Source organism: Actinopolymorpha pittospori (genome assembly GCF_014873875.1).
GTDB lineage: Bacteria > Actinomycetota > Actinomycetes > Propionibacteriales > Actinopolymorphaceae > Actinopolymorpha > Actinopolymorpha pittospori.
Genome location: NZ_JADBEM010000001.1, coordinates 4,479,523 through 4,496,924 on the forward strand (window position 1 = coordinate 4,479,523; position 17,402 = coordinate 4,496,924).

General features: G+C 66.6%; 14 protein-coding genes. All 14 read left to right on the top strand.

All coding sequences use genetic code 11. The features are described from left to right. The first annotated feature begins 19 nt into the window (after nucleotides 1-19). Entirely contained in the window at nucleotides 20-3,424 is a 3,405-nt protein-coding gene (gene rpoB, locus HEB94_RS21150; RefSeq protein ID WP_420481597.1) for a DNA-directed RNA polymerase subunit beta, read from the top strand. Between the two features lie 88 nt (nucleotides 3,425-3,512). Further along, nucleotides 3,513-7,391, top strand: coding sequence for a DNA-directed RNA polymerase subunit beta' (locus tag HEB94_RS21155; protein WP_192751502.1), 3,879 nt, complete (start codon nucleotides 3,513-3,515; stop codon nucleotides 7,389-7,391). Nucleotides 7,392-8,187: 796 nt separating this feature from the next. Beyond that, nucleotides 8,188-8,562 carry a 30S ribosomal protein S12 gene (gene rpsL, locus HEB94_RS21160; RefSeq protein WP_192751503.1) on the top strand — a complete coding sequence of 125 codons (375 nt, stop codon included), beginning with the start codon at nucleotides 8,188-8,190 and terminating at the stop codon, nucleotides 8,560-8,562. Then, the gene (rpsG, locus tag HEB94_RS21165; protein WP_192751504.1) at nucleotides 8,562-9,032 is read left to right on the top strand and encodes a 30S ribosomal protein S7; all 471 of its coding nucleotides are present in this window, start codon (nucleotides 8,562-8,564) and stop codon (nucleotides 9,030-9,032) included. Before rpsL ends, rpsG begins: the two co-directional genes overlap by 1 nt. 100 nt (nucleotides 9,033-9,132) lie before the next feature. Continuing rightward, a complete protein-coding gene (fusA, locus tag HEB94_RS21170) occupies nucleotides 9,133-11,238 on the top strand; it encodes an elongation factor G (RefSeq protein WP_192751505.1) in 2,106 nt (701 codons plus the stop codon). Nucleotides 11,239-11,318: 80 nt separating this feature from the next. Continuing rightward, a complete protein-coding gene (gene tuf / locus HEB94_RS21175) occupies nucleotides 11,319-12,515 on the top strand; it encodes an elongation factor Tu (RefSeq protein ID WP_192751506.1) in 1,197 nt (398 codons plus the stop codon). A 494-nt stretch (nucleotides 12,516-13,009) separates the two neighbouring features. Next, nucleotides 13,010-13,318, top strand: a complete 309-nt coding sequence (rpsJ, locus tag HEB94_RS21180; RefSeq protein WP_020575534.1) for a 30S ribosomal protein S10 — start codon at nucleotides 13,010-13,012, stop codon at nucleotides 13,316-13,318. Nucleotides 13,319-13,329: 11 nt separating this feature from the next. Then, entirely contained in the window at nucleotides 13,330-14,010 is a 681-nt protein-coding gene (gene rplC / locus HEB94_RS21185; protein WP_192751507.1) for a 50S ribosomal protein L3, read from the top strand. After that, nucleotides 14,007-14,702: a 50S ribosomal protein L4 gene (gene rplD, locus HEB94_RS21190; protein WP_192751508.1), complete on the top strand. Its 696-nt coding sequence runs from the start codon at nucleotides 14,007-14,009 to the stop codon at nucleotides 14,700-14,702. Before rplC ends, rplD begins: the two co-directional genes overlap by 4 nt. Further along, complete coding sequence (gene rplW / locus HEB94_RS21195; protein WP_192751509.1) at nucleotides 14,699-15,004, top strand: 50S ribosomal protein L23; 306 nt, start codon at nucleotides 14,699-14,701, stop codon at nucleotides 15,002-15,004. The genes rplD and rplW overlap by 4 nt, the downstream gene beginning before the upstream one ends. 15 nt (nucleotides 15,005-15,019) lie before the next feature. After that, entirely contained in the window at nucleotides 15,020-15,853 is an 834-nt protein-coding gene (gene rplB, locus HEB94_RS21200) for a 50S ribosomal protein L2 (RefSeq protein ID WP_192751510.1), read from the top strand. Nucleotides 15,854-15,867: 14 nt separating this feature from the next. Then, nucleotides 15,868-16,149, top strand: a complete 282-nt coding sequence (gene rpsS / locus HEB94_RS21205) for a 30S ribosomal protein S19 (RefSeq protein ID WP_192751511.1) — start codon at nucleotides 15,868-15,870, stop codon at nucleotides 16,147-16,149. Between the two features lie 20 nt (nucleotides 16,150-16,169). Then, the gene (gene rplV / locus HEB94_RS21210) at nucleotides 16,170-16,559 is read left to right on the top strand and encodes a 50S ribosomal protein L22 (RefSeq protein ID WP_192751512.1); all 390 of its coding nucleotides are present in this window, start codon (nucleotides 16,170-16,172) and stop codon (nucleotides 16,557-16,559) included. Further along, the gene (rpsC, locus tag HEB94_RS21215; protein ID WP_192751513.1) at nucleotides 16,559-17,401 is read left to right on the top strand and encodes a 30S ribosomal protein S3; all 843 of its coding nucleotides are present in this window, start codon (nucleotides 16,559-16,561) and stop codon (nucleotides 17,399-17,401) included. The genes rplV and rpsC overlap by 1 nt, the downstream gene beginning before the upstream one ends. The last annotated feature ends 1 nt before the right edge of the window (nucleotide 17,402 follow it).

Below are 17,402 nucleotides of genomic sequence, written 5' to 3' on the forward strand. Positions count from 1 at the left end.
CCGCGTTTCGTTCGCGAAAATCAAGGAACCCGCCGAGGTCCCCGACCTGCTCGCTTTGCAGGTTGAGAGCTTCGACACCCTTGTCGGGAACGATCGTTGGCAGGCGCGTGCGGAAAAGGCCCTCGAAGAGGGTCGTACGGACGTTCCCGACCGTTCCGGTCTGGAAGAGATCTTCGAAGAGATCTCCCCGATCGAGGACTTCTCGGGAACGATGTCCCTTTCGTTCCGCGATCACCGGTTCGAGCCGCCGAAGAACTCTGTCGACGAGTGTAAAGACCGCGACTTCACTTATGCCGCGCCTTTGTTCGTCACCGCGGAGTTCATGAACAACGAAACTGGCGAGATCAAGTCCCAGACCGTGTTCATGGGTGATTTCCCGCTCATGACCGACAAGGGAACGTTCGTGATCAACGGCACCGAGCGTGTCGTGGTCAGCCAGCTCGTTCGTTCGCCCGGTGTCTATTTCGAACGCATGCTCGACAAGACGAGCGACAAAGATGTGTTCACCGCCAAGATGATCCCCTCGCGGGGTGCTTGGCTGGAGTTCGAAGTCGACAAGCGCGACACCGTCGGCGTCCGGCTCGACCGTAAGCGTAAGCAAAACGTCACCGTCCTCCTCAAGGCGCTCGGCTGGTCCGACGCGCAGATCCTCGAGGAGTTCGGCGAGTACGAGTCGATGCGCCTGACCCTGGAGAAGGACCACACGTCCGGCCAGGACGACGCGCTGCTCGACATCTACCGCAAGCTCCGTCCTGGCGAGCCCCCGACCCGGGAGGCCGCGCAGGCGCTGCTGGAGAACTACTACTTCAACCCGAAGCGTTACGACCTTGCCAAGGTGGGGCGCCACAAGATCAACAAGAAGCTCGGGTTGACGCTGCCGCACGACCAGTCGGTGCTCACCATCGACGACATCGTGGCCACGATCCGCTACCTCGTCGCGCTGCACGAGGGCCGGACCGAGCTGGAGGCTCCGCAGGGTCAGATCGTCGTCGAGGACGACGACATCGACCACTTCGGCAACCGCCGTCTGCGCACGGTCGGTGAGCTGATCCAGAACCAGCTCCGCACCGGCCTCGCCCGGATGGAGCGGGTGGTCCGCGAGCGGATGACGACCCAGGACGTCGAGGCGATCACGCCGCAGACCCTGATCAACATCCGGCCCGTCGTCGCGGCGCTGAAGGAGTTCTTCGGTACGTCCCAGCTCAGCCAGTTCATGGACCAGACCAACCCGGTCGCCGGCCTGACGCACAAGCGGCGTCTGTCCGCGCTCGGCCCCGGTGGTCTGTCCCGTGACCGGGCCGGCATGGAGGTCCGAGACGTCCACCACTCCCACTACGGCCGGATGTGTCCGGTGGAGACGCCGGAAGGACCGAACATCGGTCTGATCGGTTCGCTCGCCACCTACGGTCGGGTCAACCCGTTCGGGTTCGTGGAGACGCCCTACCGCAAGGTCGAGGAGGGTCGCGTCACCGACGAGGTGCAGTACCTCACGGCCGACGAGGAGGACCGCTTCGTCATCGCGCAGGCCAACGCACTACTCAACCCCGACGGCACCTTCGCCGAGGAGCGGGTGCTGGTCCGCAAGCGTCACGGTGAGGTCGACGCCATCGCCGCGGCCGAGGTCGACTACATGGACGTGTCGCCGCGACAGATGGTCTCCGTCGCGACGGCAATGATCCCGTTCCTCGAGCACGACGACGCCAACCGCGCGCTGATGGGCTCCAACATGCAGCGCCAGGCCGTGCCGCTGATCCGTTCCGAGTCGCCGCTCGTCGGCACCGGGATGGAGTTCCGCGCCGCGGTCGACGCCGGTGACGTCGTGACCGCGGAGAAGCCTGGTGTCGTCCGCGAGGCGTGCGCCGACTTCGTCGAGGTCGCGTGCGACGACGGTACGTACCAGACCTACCGGCTGGCGAAGTTCCGTCGTTCCAACGCCGGCACCAACATCAACCAGCGGCCGCTCGTCTCCGAGGGAGACCGGGTGGAGGCCGGTTCGGTGATCGCCGACGGACCGTGCACCGACGACGCCGAGATGGCGCTGGGCCGCAACCTGCTCGTCGCGTTCATGTCGTGGCAGGGCCACAACTACGAAGACGCGATCATCCTGTCCCAGCGGATCGTCCAGGAGGACATCCTCACCTCGATCCACATCGATCGACACGAGGTCGACGCCCGCGACACCAAGCTGGGGCCGGAGGAGATCACCCGGGACATCCCGAACGTCTCCGAGGAGATGCTCGCCGACCTCGACGAGCGCGGCATCATCCGGATCGGCGCCGAAGTGGTGCCGGGCGACATCATCGTCGGCAAGGTCACGCCCAAGGGTGAGACCGAGCTGACGCCGGAGGAGCGGCTGCTCCGCGCGATCTTCGGTGAGAAGGCGCGCGAGGTCCGCGACACGTCGCTGAAGGTTCCGCACGGCGAGAGCGGCACCGTGATCGGTGTCCGGGTCTTCGACCGCGAGGAAGGCGACGAGCTGCCGCCGGGCGTCAACCAGCTGGTTCGGGTCGACGTCGCCCAGAAGCGCAAGGTGCAGGACGGGGACAAGCTCGCCGGCCGGCACGGCAACAAGGGCGTCATCGCCAAGATCCTGCCGGTCGAGGACATGCCGTTCCTCGAGGACGGCACCCCGGTCGACATCATCCTGAACCCGCTCGGCGTACCGGGCCGGATGAACGTCGGTCAGGTACTCGAGACCCACCTCGGTTGGGTCGCGAAGGCCGGCTGGGAGATCGACGGTGACGACGAGGAGTGGAAGACCCGACTCAAGGGCATCGGTGCCGGCCAGGCAGATCCTGGCACCAACGTCGCCACCCCGGTGTTCGACGGTGCTCGCGAGGAGGAGATCACCGGCCTCCTGTCGTCGACGTTCCCCAACCGGGACGGCGGCCGCATGGTGGGTCCGGACGGCAAGGCGCCGCTCCTCGACGGCCGCTCCGGCGAGCCGTTCCCGGAGCCGGTGGCCGTCGGCTACATCTACATGCTGAAGCTCAACCACCTGGTCGACGACAAGATCCACTCCCGTTCGACCGGCCCGTACTCCATGATCACCCAGCAGCCGCTGGGCGGTAAGGCGCAGTTCGGCGGTCAGCGCTTCGGTGAGATGGAGGTGTGGGCGCTCGAGGCCTACGGTGCGGCGTTCGCGCTGCAGGAGCTGCTCACCATCAAGTCGGACGACGTCACAGGCCGCGTGAAGGTCTATGAGGCCGTCGTGAAGGGCGAGAACATTCCTGAACCGGGTATCCCGGAGTCGTTCAAGGTGCTCGTCAAGGAAATGCAGGCGCTCTGCCTCAACGTCGAAGTGCTCTCGAGCGACGGCATGGCCGTCGAGATGCGCGACAGCGAGGAGGACGTCTTCCGCGCCGCGGAGGAGCTCGGAATCGACCTGACCCGGCGGGAGCCGAGCAGCGTCGAGGAAGTCTGAGGTTACGTGCGGGCGCTGGCCTCACGGTCCAGCGCCCGCTCACCCCAGTTCTGAGTAGACCTTCAACAACTAAGGGGTTCGAGAACACGTGCTCGACGTAAACTTCTTCGACGAGCTTCGGATCGGCCTGGCCACGGTCGACGACATCCGACAGTGGTCTCACGGCGAGGTGAAGAAGCCGGAGACCATCAACTACCGCACCCTCAAGCCTGAGAAGGACGGACTCTTCTGCGAGAAGATCTTCGGGCCCACTCGGGACTGGGAGTGCTACTGCGGTAAGTACAAGCGCGTCCGCTTCAAGGGCATCATCTGTGAGCGCTGCGGCGTCGAGGTCACTCGCGCCAAGGTGCGGCGTGAGCGGATGGGCCACATCGAGCTGGCCGCGCCGGTCACTCACATCTGGTACTTCAAGGGCGTGCCGAGCCGGCTCGGATACCTGCTCGACCTCGCGCCGAAGGACCTCGAGAAGGTCATCTACTTCGCGGCATACATGATCACCCGGGTCGACGACGAGGCCCGTTCGCGTGACCTGCCCTCGCTCGAGGCGCGGATCGACGTCGAGCGCAAGCAGATCGAACAGCGGCGTGACAACGACGTCGAGCAGCGGATGAAGAAGCTCGAGGAGGACCTCGCCCAGCTCGAGGCCGAGGGTGCCAAGGCCGACGCCCGGCGCAAGGTGAAGGAAGGCGCCGAGCGGGAGATCCGGCAGCTCCGCGACCGCAACCAGCGTGAGCTGGACCGGCTCGAGGAGGTCTGGACCAGGTTCAAGAACCTCAAGGTCCAAGACCTCGAGGGTGACGAGATCCTCTACCGCGAGATGCGGTCCCGCTTCGGGAAGTACTTCGACGGCAACATGGGCGCGGCCGCGATCAAGCAGCGGCTGGAGTCCTTCGACCTCGAGGCCGAGGCCATCAACCTGCGGGAGATCATCCGCAGCGGCAAGGGACAGAAGAAGACTCGTGCGCTGAAGCGGCTCAAGGTCGTGTCGGCATTCCTCACGACCAGCAACAGCCCGCTCGGCATGGTGCTCGACTGCGTCCCGGTCATCCCGCCGGACCTGCGCCCGATGGTGCAGCTCGACGGTGGCCGGTTCGCGACCAGCGATCTGAACGACCTCTACCGCCGGGTGATCAACCGCAACAACCGGCTGAAGAGGCTGCTCGACCTCGGCGCGCCCGAGATCATCGTCAACAACGAGAAGCGGATGCTGCAGGAGGCCGTCGACGCGCTGTTCGACAACGGCCGCCGTGGTCGTCCGGTCACCGGACCGGGCAACCGTCCGCTGAAGTCGCTGTCCGACATGCTCAAGGGCAAGCAGGGCCGGTTCCGTCAGAACCTGCTCGGTAAGCGCGTCGACTACTCCGGTCGCTCGGTGATCGTGGTGGGCCCGCAGCTCAAGCTGCACCAGTGTGGTCTGCCGAAGGGCATGGCGATCGAGCTCTTCAAGCCGTTCGTGATGAAGCGGCTCGTCGACCTCAACCACGCCCAGAACATCAAGAGCGCCAAGCGGATGGTCGAGCGTGCCCGTCCGGTCGTGTGGGACGTCCTCGAAGAGGTCATCGCCGAGCACCCGGTGCTCCTGAACCGCGCGCCGACGCTGCACCGACTCGGTATCCAGGCCTTTGAGCCGCAGTTGATCGAGGGTAAGGCGATCCAGATCCACCCGCTCGTGTGTACGGCGTTCAACGCCGACTTCGACGGTGACCAGATGGCGGTGCACCTGCCGCTGTCGGCCGAGGCCCAGGCCGAGGCTCGGATCCTGATGCTCTCGACCAACAACATCCTGAAGCCAGCTGACGGCCGCCCGGTCACGATGCCGACGCAGGACATGATCATCGGCATCTTCTTCCTCACCATGAGCCGCGAGAACATGCTCGGTGAGGGACGGGCGTTCGGCTCGGTCGCCGAGGCGATGATGGCGTTCGAGCGCGGCGAGATCAACATCCAGAGCAGGATCAAGATCCGGCTCAAGGACATCGTCCCGCCGGCCAGCAAGGCGCTGCCGGAAGGCTGGGAGCCTGGTGCGCCGATCATCCTGGACACCACGCTCGGGCTCGCTCTGTTCAACGAGGTGCTTCCGCCCGACTACCCCTTCGTCGACTACGAAGTGGGCAAGAAGCAGCTCGGGGTCATCGTCAACGACCTCGCGGAGCGCTACCCGAAGGTCGAGGTGGCGGCCTGCCTGGACGGCCTGAAGGATGTGGGCTTCCGTTGGGCGACCCGTTCCGGCGTGACGATCTCCATCGGAGACGTCATCACCCCGGCGCGCAAGCCCGAGATCCTCGCTGGTTACGAGGAGAAGGATGCCCGGGTCCAGAAGCAGTTCGAGCGCGGCCTGATCACCGACGACGAGCGTCGGCAGGAGCTCATCGAGATCTGGACGCAGGCGACCAACGAGGTCCACCGTGAGATGGAGGAAGGTTTCGTCAAGACCAACCCCATCGTCATGATGGTTCACTCCGGTGCCCGCGGAAACATGATGCAGGTCCGGCAGATCGCGGCGATGCGTGGTCTGGTGGCCAACCCGAAGGGCGAGATCATCCCGCGCCCGATCAAGTCCAACTACCGTGAAGGCCTGTCCGTGGTCGAGTTCTTCATCGCCACGCACGGTGCCCGAAAGGGTCTGGCGGACACCGCGCTGCGTACGGCGGACTCGGGTTACCTGACCCGGCGTCTCGTCGACGTCAGCCAGGACGTGATCGTCCGCGAGGACGACTGCGGCAGCGAGCGCGGGCTGATCAAGCGGATCGCCGTGCGGCAGCCCGACGGAACCCTCCGCAAGGAGGAGAACGTCGAGACCTCCGTCTACGCGCGGGTGCTGGCCGAGGATGCCATGGGCGCCGACGGTCAGGTCGCGGCTCCGGCCGGGACCGACCTGGGCGACCAGGTCATCGAGCAGCTGGTACAGGCCGGCGTCGAGGAGCTCCGGGTGCGCAGCGTGCTCACCTGCGACTCGCGGGTCGGTGCCTGTGCGGCGTGCTACGGCCGTTCGCTCGCGAGCGGCAAGCTGGTCGACATCGGTGAGGCCGTCGGCATCATCGCGGCGCAGTCAATCGGTGAGCCGGGTACCCAGCTGACCATGCGGACGTTCCACACCGGCGGTGTCGCCGGTGAGGACATCACGCACGGTCTGCCTCGTGTGGTCGAGCTCTTCGAGGCGCGCCAGCCCAAGGGGAAGGCGCCGATCGCGGAGGTGTCTGGTCGGGTCCGCATCGAGGACTCCGAGAAGAGCCGCAAGCTCGTGGTCATCCCCGACGACGGCAGCGAGGAGAAGGCCTACCCGGTCTCCAAGCGCTCCCGGTTGCTCGTCGAGGAGGGCACCCGCGTCGAGGTGGGTCAGCAGCTCACGCACGGTACGCCGGACCCGCAGGACGTGCTCCGCGTTCTCGGTATGCGCGCCGTGCAGCAGCACCTCGTGGACGAGGTCCAGGAGGTCTACCGCTCGCAGGGCGTGGCGATCCACGACAAGCACATCGAGACCATCGTCCGGCAGATGCTGCGACGGGTCACCGTGATCGAGTCGGGCGACTCCAACCTCCTTCCCGGCGAGCTCGTCGAGCGGATCCGGTTCGAGGAGGAGAACCGTCGGGTCGTCGCCGAAGGCGGCACCCCGGCCTCCGGTCGTCCGGTGCTCATGGGTATCACCAAGGCGTCGCTCGCGACGGACTCGTGGCTGTCAGCCGCGTCCTTCCAGGAGACCACCAAGGTCCTCACGGAGGCCGCGATCAACGGCAAGAGCGACTCGCTGCGGGGTCTGAAGGAGAACGTCATCATCGGAAAGCTCATCCCGGCTGGTACCGGCATGGACCGTTACCGCAACATCCGGGTGGAGCCGACCGAGGAGGCGAAGGCCGCGATGTACTCCATGGTGGGCTACGAGGGCTACGACGCCGACTACTCGTTCGGCGCGGGCTCCGGCGAGGCTGTCCGCCTGGAGGACTTCGACTTCGGCGGATACACCAGCTGAGAGAAGTCTCGTCACGCCGCGGGCGGCGACCGTCCCTTTCGGAGATGGGTCGCCGCCCGCGGCCGTTTTCGGGCACGGGGTCGGGCACGCCCGGCGGGCCGAGGTGGGGGAGGCCGGAGTCGGCCCTGGCCGGGAGCGACCGGTCGAAGTGCCCCGGCGACGCCGCTCTCGTGTCCGCCAGGCGCCCGTCGGGGAATGTTCGGCCCGTGGACACCGTTGTCACACTCTGACACCCAGGATTGGACGGTCCGTTCGGATCGTCGCGTCCGTCCGGTCCACCGGGAGTTTCGGTGCCAGGAGGGGCCCTTCGGCCCGTGCGGGTTACCCGTTGCCTGGCGTTCGCCGTCCGTTTCGTTCCGTTCGCCGTCGCCTCCGCGGGGCGGGCTCGGGGCCCGACTGGGCGGGCGTCAGAGCTTCGTCCCATCGGCCCGCTTCGCCCGGGCCGGCGAGCGGTCGGGAGGCCGGCGCGGGCAGGGCGTGGCGCCGGGACGGGCATAGCATTCCGAGGGTGTGTAGGGTGTGCGATGGGGCCGGGAACGATCCGTTTTGACCTTCGACGGTCAGGCGGGTAAGGTTCGACGTCGTGCCCGGCTGTAGCTGGGCATTCACGTGTGCCCTGCCGGGATGCGCGTGAGGTCTTCAGATCCCGTCGCTCGAGACGATTTCGACGATTGGGGGCGCCCGACGACACACCCGACCGCGGGGGTCGTTCGGTGGGGCCACGAAACGTCGCCGCCACGAAGACAGTCCACACCGGAGAGACAAAAGTCCACCGAGAAGATAAGGGAACGACGCGGTGCCCACGATCCAGCAGTTGGTCCGTAAGGGCCGCAAGGACAAGGTGTCCAAGAACAAGACGCCGGCGCTCAAGGGGTCGCCCCAGCGGCGTGGCGTGTGCATGCGCGTCTACACCACCACTCCTCGTAAGCCCAACTCGGCGCTCCGCAAGGTGGCCCGTGTTCGCCTGACGAGCCAGATCGAGGTCACGGCCTACATTCCTGGCGTTGGTCACAACCTGCAGGAGCACTCGATGGTGCTCGTGCGTGGTGGCCGGGTGGCAGACCTTCCCGGTGTCCGGTACAAGATCGTTCGTGGCTCTCTCGACACCCAGGGTGTGAAGGGCCGCAAGCAGGCGCGCAGCCGTTATGGTGCCAAGAAGGAGAAGAGCTAATGCCGCGCAAGGGCCCGGCTCCGAAGCGTCAGCCGATCGTTGACCCTGTCTACGCGTCGCCGCTGGTGAGTCAGCTGATCAGCAAGATCCTGAAGAGCGGCAAGAAGCAGCTCGCCCAGCGCATCGTCTACACCGCGCTCGAGGGTTGCCGGGACAAGACCGGAACCGACCCGGTGATCACCCTGAAGCGCGCGCTCGACAACGTGAAGCCCACCCTCGAGGTGCGCAGCCGCCGGGTTGGTGGGGCGACCTACCAGGTCCCGGTCGAGGTGCGCCCCGCCCGCTCGACGACCCTGGCCATGCGCTGGCTGGTGAGCTACTCCCAGTCCAGGCGTGAGAAGGCCATGGCCGAGCGTTTGATGAACGAGATCCTGGACGCCTCCAACGGCCTCGGCGCAAGTGTCAAGCGACGCGAGGACACCCACAAGATGGCGGAGTCCAACAAGGCGTTTGCGCACTACCGCTGGTAGTCCGCCCGCACCTGATCACGGGCGGGAAGCCGCCCTTACCAGGCGCGGACCCCGCTCCCATCTGCCGATTGCCGAGACCCACGAGAGAACCGACAGCCTGATGGCGACCGACCTTCGCAGTGTCGACCTGGCCAAAGTCCGCAACATCGGAATCATGGCCCACATCGACGCGGGCAAGACGACGACAACCGAACGGATCCTGTTCTACACCGGAATCACCTACAAGATCGGTGAGGTCCATGAGGGCGCAGCCACCATGGACTGGATGGAGCAGGAGCAGGAGCGCGGCATCACGATCACGTCTGCCGCGACGACCTGTCACTGGAAAGACCACCAGATCAACCTGATCGACACCCCCGGACACGTCGACTTCACCGTCGAGGTGGAGCGCAACCTCCGGGTGCTCGACGGTGCGGTCGCGGTGTTCGACGGCGTGGCTGGTGTCGAGCCGCAGTCCGAGACTGTCTGGCGCCAGGCTGATCGCTACAACGTGCCGCGACTCTGCTTCGTCAACAAGATGGACCGGGTTGGCGCGGAGTTCCACCGTTGTGTGGACATGATCGTCAACCGGCTCAACGCGACGCCGGCGGTGCTGCAGTTGCCGCTGGGCGCGGAGGCCGACTTCATCGGCGTGATCGATCTCGTCGAGATGCGCGCCCTCGCCTGGCGTGGCGAGACCCAGAAGGGCGAGGACTACACCGTCGAGGAGATCCCGGCGACGCACGTCGATGCCGCGAAGGAGTGGCACGACCGCCTGGTCGAGACGGTGGCCGAGGCTGACGACACGATGATGGAGATGTACCTCGAGGGCGAGGAGCCCTCGACCGAGCAGCTCAAGGCTGGCATCCGTCGGGCGACCATCGCCGGCAAGATCACGCCCGTGCTGTGCGGTACGGCGTTCAAGAACAAGGGCGTGCAGCCCCTGCTCGACGCCGTGGTCGAGTATCTCCCCTCGCCGGTCGACATCGGTGCTGTCAAGGGTCACTCCCTCAAGGACGAGTCCGAGATCATCGAGCGCGAGCCCGAGGACGACGCGCCGCTCGCCTCGCTGGCGTTCAAGATCATGAGCGACCCGCACCTTGGCAAGCTGACGTACCTGCGGATCTACTCCGGCACGCTCACCGCCGGCACCCAGGTGCTGAACAGCACCAAGGACCGCAAGGAGCGGATCGGCAAGATCTACCGCATGCACGCCAACAAGCGTGAGGAGATCGAGCGCGCGTCTGCCGGCCAGATCGTCGCCGTGATGGGTCTGAAGCAGACCACCACCGGTGAGACGCTCTGCGGCCCCGAGGCGCCGATCATCCTGGAGTCCATGAACTTCCCGGCTCCGGTGATCTCGGTCGCCATCGAGCCGAAGACCAAGAGCGACCAGGAGAAGCTCTCCGGAGCCATCCAGCGCCTCGCCGAGGAAGACCCGACTTTCCAGGTGCGCACCGACCAGGAGACCGGTCAGACGATCATCTCCGGTATGGGCGAGCTGCACCTCGACATCCTGGTCGACCGGATGAAGCGCGAGTTCCGGGTCGAGGCCAACGTCGGTAAGCCGCAGGTCGCCTACCGCGAGACGGTCCGTAACAAGGTCGAGAAGGTCGAATACACCCACAAGAAGCAGACGGGTGGTTCGGGCCAGTTCGGTCGGGTCATCATCGACCTGGAGCCCACCGGTGGCGAGGGCGAGGGCGGCTACGAGTTCGTCAACGCCGTCAGCGGTGGCCGGATCCCGCGGGAGTACATCCCGGCCGTCGACGAGGGCATCCAGGAGGCCATGGAGTTCGGCGTACTCGCCGGCTACCCGATGGTCGACATCAAGGTCACGTTGCAGGACGGTGCCTACCACGACGTCGACTCCTCCGAACTCGCCTTCAAGATCGCCGGTTCGATGGCATTCAAGGAGGCCGCGCGCCGCGCCAAGCCGACCTTGCTCGAGCCGATCTTCAAGGTCGAGGTCACGACGCCCGATGACTACCTCGGTGACGTGATCGGTGACATCAACAGCCGTCGCGGGCACGTCCAGAAGATGGACGAGTTCGCTGGCAACCGGGTCATCACAGCGCTTGTGCCGCTGTCGGAGACCTTCGGGTACGTTGGCGACCTGCGAAGCAAGACGCAGGGCCGCGCCGTGCCGCACATGGAGTTCCACTCCTACGCCGAGGTTCCCAGGACCGTGGCGGAAGAGATTGTGAAGAAGGTACGGGGCGAATAACCCCGCCCACGCCATCAGTCCGTATAGTTCCGCGCCTAGTCCGAACGGCGTAGAAAGCAAGAAACCAGGAGGAGCCCGAAGTGGCGAAGGCGAAGTTCGAGCGCACTAAGCCGCACGTCAACATCGGCACCATTGGGCACATCGACCACGGCAAGACGACTCTCACCGCGGCGATCACCAAGGTGCTGCACGAGAAGATGCCGGACGTCAATCCCTTCTATGCCTTCGACCAGATCGACAAGGCGCCGGAAGAGAAGCAGCGCGGTATCACCATCACGATCGCGCACGTCGAGTACCAGACGGAGAAGCGTCACTACGCCCACGTCGACTGCCCGGGTCACGCCGACTACATCAAGAACATGATCACCGGTGCCGCCCAGATGGACGGTGCGATCCTGGTGGTCGCGGCGACCGACGGCCCCATGCCGCAGACGCGTGAGCACGTGCTGCTCGCCCGCCAGGTCGGCGTCCCCTACATCGTCGTCGCGCTGAACAAGGCCGACATGGTGGAGGACGAGGAGATCCTGGAGCTCGTTGAGCTCGAGGTTCGTGAGCTCCTCACGTCGCAGGAGTTCCCCGGCGACGACGCTCCCGTGGTCCGTGTCTCGGCGCTCAAGGCGCTCGAGGGCGACCCGGAGTGGGCCGAGAAGATCATGGAGCTCATGGCGGCCGTCGACGAGTCCGTGCCGGAGCCGGCACGCGAGATCGACAAGCCGTTCCTGATGCCGGTCGAGGACGTCTTCACGATCACCGGTCGCGGCACGGTCGTGACCGGTCGCGTCGAGCGTGGTGTTCTCAAGGTCAACGAGGAGGTCGAGCTGGTCGGTATCCGTCCCGGCCCGGCCCCCAAGACCACCGTCACCGCCGTCGAGATGTTCCGCAAGATCCTCGACGAGGCTCGCGCGGGTGAGAACGTCGGCCTGCTCCTTCGCGGCACCAAGCGCGAGGACGTCGAGCGTGGCATGGTTATCGTGAAGCCTGGCACCAACACTCCGCACACGGAGTTCGATGCTCAGGTCTACGTGCTGTCCAAGGAGGAGGGTGGCCGTCACAAGCCCTTCTTCAACAACTACCGCCCGCAGTTCTACTTCCGCACGACGGACGTCACGGGTGTCGTCCACCTGCCGGAAGGGACCGAGATGGTCATGCCGGGCGACAACACCGAGATGAAGGTCGAACTGATCCAGCCCATCGCGATGGAGGAGCAGCTTCGCTTCGCCATCCGCGAGGGTGGCCGCACCGTTGGTGCGGGTCGGGTCACGAACATCATCAAGTAACTCCACCTGTGAGCGGGGTGGACCGCGCACCGCGGTCCACCCCGCTTGCTGTGAGGCCCCGATTGGTCATCAGACGGGGACTCTGGCATACTGCTGCAGTTGCCTACGGCTGGCCGCCGGGGCGTGTCGTCGTGGGAGGGTTTTCCCACGGACGCCGCTGACACGGAGGCTTTGCTCCCGGTTCGTGGGAGTGCCTGGCGCCTTGATTCCTAGTGGATCAGGTGACGTGGACGCCGCAGGACAATGTTCGCGCTCGGTCCTTCCGAGCCTTCGCTTTTCCCTGCCGGGTTCCGCATTTCGTGGGATCCATGCGGTCGAGGTGTGCGACACACCCGACCGCGGGGGTCGGAGGTAGGCGAGACCGGAGGCGAATCCGTGAGGCTTCACCCGAAGCTTCGCGGCGCAGCCCAGGGCCGCGGCCAACCGGAGCACAGCCGGACAGGCACTCGGGGGCCCACCGCTCCCGGCGTACGAGAGAAGGACGCGAAACAGCCATGGCGGGACAGAAGATCCGCATCAGGCTCAAGGCCTACGACCACCAGGTCATCGACACGTCGGCGCGCAAGATCGTCGACACGGTGACCCGGACGGGCGCGAAGATCGCCGGGCCGGTGCCGCTGCCCACCGAGAAGAACGTCTTCTGCGTCATCCGCTCGCCGCACAAGCACAAGGACAGCCGCGAGCACTTTGAGATGCGGACGCACAAGCGGCTCATCGACATCATCGACCCCACGCCGAAGACGGTCGACTCGCTGATGCGACTCGACCTGCCTGCCGGCGTCGACATCGAGATCAAGCTCTGAGGGACGCACCTATGAGCAGCGTGAACAGTGTGAGCCAAGGCGCGGCCCGAGAGGTACGCGGCCTGTTGGGCGAGAAGGTCGGCATGACGCAGACCTGGGACGACCAGAACCGTCTGGTACCGGTGACTGTGGTCAAGGCCGGTCCGTGCGTGGTCACCCAGGTGCGGACGCCGGAGAAGGACGGCTACGCGGCGGTCCAGATCGCGTTCGGCGCGATCGACCCGCGCAAGGTCAACAAGCCCGACCAGGGCCACTTCGCCAAGGCGGGTGTGACGCCGCGCCGGTACGTGATCGAGCTTCGTACGGCCGACGCCGCTTCCTACACCACCGGCCAGGAACTCACGGCCGGGGTGTTCGAGGCCGGCGAGGACGTCGACGTCACGGCGACCAGCAAGGGCAAGGGCTTCGCCGGCGTCATGAAGCGGCACGGATTCTCCGGTCTGCGCGCGAGCCACGGTGTGGAGCGCAAGCACCGCTCCCCGGGCTCGATCGGCGCCTGCGCGACGCCTGGCCGCGTCTTCAAGGGCGTCCGGATGGCGGGTCGGATGGGCGGCGTCCGGGTGACCACCCAGAACGTCACCGTCCACTCGGTGGACGCTGAGAAGGGGCTCGTCCTGCTGAAGGGTGCCGTTCCCGGCGCCCGCGGCGGGATGGTCCTCATCCGCAACGCGGCGAAGGGAGCGGCCAAGTGACGGCGACGAGCATCGATGTCGTCGACCACGCCGGCACCAAGACCGGTTCGGTCGACCTGCCGGCCGAGATCTTCGACGTCCAGGTCAACATGCCGTTGATCCACCAGGTCGTGGTCGGTCAGCTGGCGGCGGCCCGGCAGGGCACGCACGCGACCAAGACGCGGGCCGACGTGGCCGGTGGTGGCGCCAAGCCCTACCGCCAGAAGGGCACCGGCCGAGCTCGGCAGGGTTCCCGCCGCGCTCCGCAGTTCGCCGGCGGTGGCGTGGTCCACGGACCGCAGCCGCGCAGCTATGACCAGCGGACGCCGAAGAAGATGAAGGCCGCCGCCCTGCGCGGTGCGCTGTCGGACCGGGCTCGGCACGGCCGCGTCCACGTGGTCAGCTCGCTGCTCGAGGGCGACGTTCCCTCGACGAAGCAGGCGGTCCTGGCGCTCGCGAAGGTCGCGACCGGCACTCAGCTGCTGGTCGTGCTGGACCGGGACGACGCGGTCACCTGGAAGAGCCTGCGCAACGTCGCGAGTGTGCACCTGATCGTTCCGGATCAGCTCAACACCTACGACGTTCTGACGTCCGACGAGGTGGTCTTCACCAGCGCCGCCTACCAGTCCTTCACCGGCGTCGAGTCGGCGGGGGAGCAGGCGGCCAAGAAGTCGGCGAAGAAGGCAACGGACGCAGGGGAGGCTGAGGCGTGAGCAACCTGCACAAGGACCACCGCGACGTGCTCATCGCGCCGGTGATCAGCGAGAAGAGCTACGGCCTCCTCGATCAGAACAAGTACACCTTCCTGGTGCAGCCAGGCGCCAACAAGACCGAGATCAAGATCGCGGTCGAGAAGGTGTTCGACGTGAAGGTGACCGAGGTCAACACGATCAACCGGCAGGGCAAGCGTCGCCGTACCCGCTACGGCTGGGGACACCGCGCGAGCACCAAGCGCGCGATTGTCACCGTGGCCGACGGCCAGCGGATCGACATCTTCGGCGGACCGGTTTCGTAAGGCGAGGACTGACGAATGGCTATCCGTAAGTACAAGCCGACGACTCCCGGTCGTCGAGGCGCGAGCGTCTCGGACTTCGCGGAGATCACGCGGACGACGCCGGAGAAGTCGTTGCTGCGCCCCCTTCCCAAGAAGGGTGGCCGCAACAACACCGGCCGAATCACGACCAGGCACCAGGGCGGCGGTCACAAGCGCGCCTACCGTCTGATCGACTTCCGTCGCTTCGACAAGGACGGCGTGCCCGCGAAGGTCGCCCAGATCGAGTACGACCCCAACCGCACCGCGCGAATCGCGCTGCTGCACTACGTGGACGGCGAGAAGCGCTACATCCTCGCTCCGTCCCGGCTCCAGCAGGGTCAGCGGATCGAGAGCGGTGTCGGCGCCGACATCAAGCCAGGCAACAACCTGCCGCTGCGCAACATCCCGGTCGGCACCACGGTGCACGCGATCGAGCTCCGCCCGGGCGGCGGCGCGAAGATCGGCCGCTCCGCCGGTGCGAGCGTTCAGCTGGTCGCCCGTGAAGGCGCGATGGCGTCGCTGCGGATGCCGTCCGGTGAGATCCGGATGGTCGACGTCCGCTGCCGCGCCACCGTCGGCGAGGTCGGCAACGCCGAGCAGAGCAACGTCTCGCTCGGTAAGGCCGGTCGTAACCGCTGGAAGGGCAAGCGGCCGTCGGTGCGCGGTGTCGCGATGAACCCGGTCGACCACCCGCTCGGTGGTGGTGAGGGTAAGTCCTCCGGTGGTCGCCACCCGGTGTCGCCGTGGGGTAAGCCCGAGGGCCGCACCCGCAAGAACAAGCCAAGTGACCGTTTGATCGTCCGTCGTCGCAAGAGCGGCAAGCAGCGGTAGAAGGAGCCTGAACGATGCCACGCAGCCTCAAGAAGGGCCCCTTCGTGGATGACCACCTGATGAAGAAGGTGGATGTCCAGAACGACAAGGGGAGCAAGCAGGTCATCAAGACCTGGTCGCGCCGCTCGATGATTGTGCCGGCGATGCTCGGCCACACGATCGCCGTTCACGACGGACGCAAGCACGTGCCGGTCTTCGTGACCGAAGCGATGGTCGGGCACAAGCTCGGCGAGTTCGCGCCGACGCGGACCTTCCGCGGTCACGAGAAGGATGACCGAAGGAGCCGGCGCCGGTGACCGCGACAAGGAGTGACGCCATGGAAGCGGCCGTGGAGGCCAGGGCCGTTGCGCGATTCGTCCGCATCACCCCGCGAAAGGCCCGCCGAGTCGTGGACCTCATCCGCGGCCGTAGCGCCGAGGACGCGGTGACGATGCTGCGGTTCGCGCCGCAGGCGGCGAGTGAGCCGGTGCGCAAGGTGCTGGAAAGCGCGATGGCGAACGCCGAGCACAACCTGCAGCTGGGAAGGAACACCCTGCGGGTTACTCGTGCGTACGTCGACGAGGGCCCCACGATGAAGCGCTGGCGAGCCCGCGCACAGGGGCGGCCCGGCCCGCTGGAGAAGCGGACCTGTCACATCACTGTGGTCGTCGAGCCCGTCCAGGAGCAGCCCGGGGCCGGCCAGAACAGGAACAGGAGGGCCCGATAGTGGGACAGAAGGTCAACCCGCACGGGTACCGCCTCGGCATCACCACCGACCACAAGAGCCGGTGGTACGCCGACAAGCTTTACAAGTCCTACATCGCTGAGGACGTGTCGATCCGTCGGCTCCTCACCAAGGGCATGGACCGCGCCGGCATCTCGAAGGTGGAGATCGAGCGCACCCGTGACCGGGTTCGGGTCGACATCTACACCGCGCGTCCGGGCATCGTGATCGGCCGTCGCGGCGTCGAGGCCGACCGGATCCGCGGCGAGCTCGAGAAGCTCACCGGCAAGCAGGTCCAGATGAACGTCCTCGAGGTGAAGAACCCCGAGGTCGACGCGCAGCTGGTCGCCCAGGGCGTGGCCGAGCAGCTGGCCAGCCGGGTGGCGTTCCGTCGTGCGATGCGTAAGGCGCTCCAGAGCGCGTCGAAGGCCGGCGCACTGGGGATCAAGGTCCAGTGCTCTGGTCGCCTCGGCGGCGCGGAGATGTCGCGGTCGGAGTTCTACCGCGAGGGCCGCGTGCCCCTGCACACGCTCCGCGCGGACATCGACTACGGGTTCTACGAGGCCCGTACGACGTTCGGCCGGATCGGCGTGAAGGTCTGGATCTACAAGGGCGAGGTGCCGGTTTCCCGCGCCGAGCGCGAGCAGAAGCAGATGGAGGCCCGCAGCGCTGCGCAGCGGCGCCCCGGCGGCGAGCGTCCCCCGCGTGGTGGACGTCGCGGCGGTGGCGAGCGGCGTGAGCGGCGCGACGGTGGGCGGCAGGCCGCGGCCTCCGCTCCCGAGGCCGGCGCGGCTGAGTCCGCCGGCGCGGCCTCCGGTACGACGAGCCCGGGACAGGAGGGCTGAG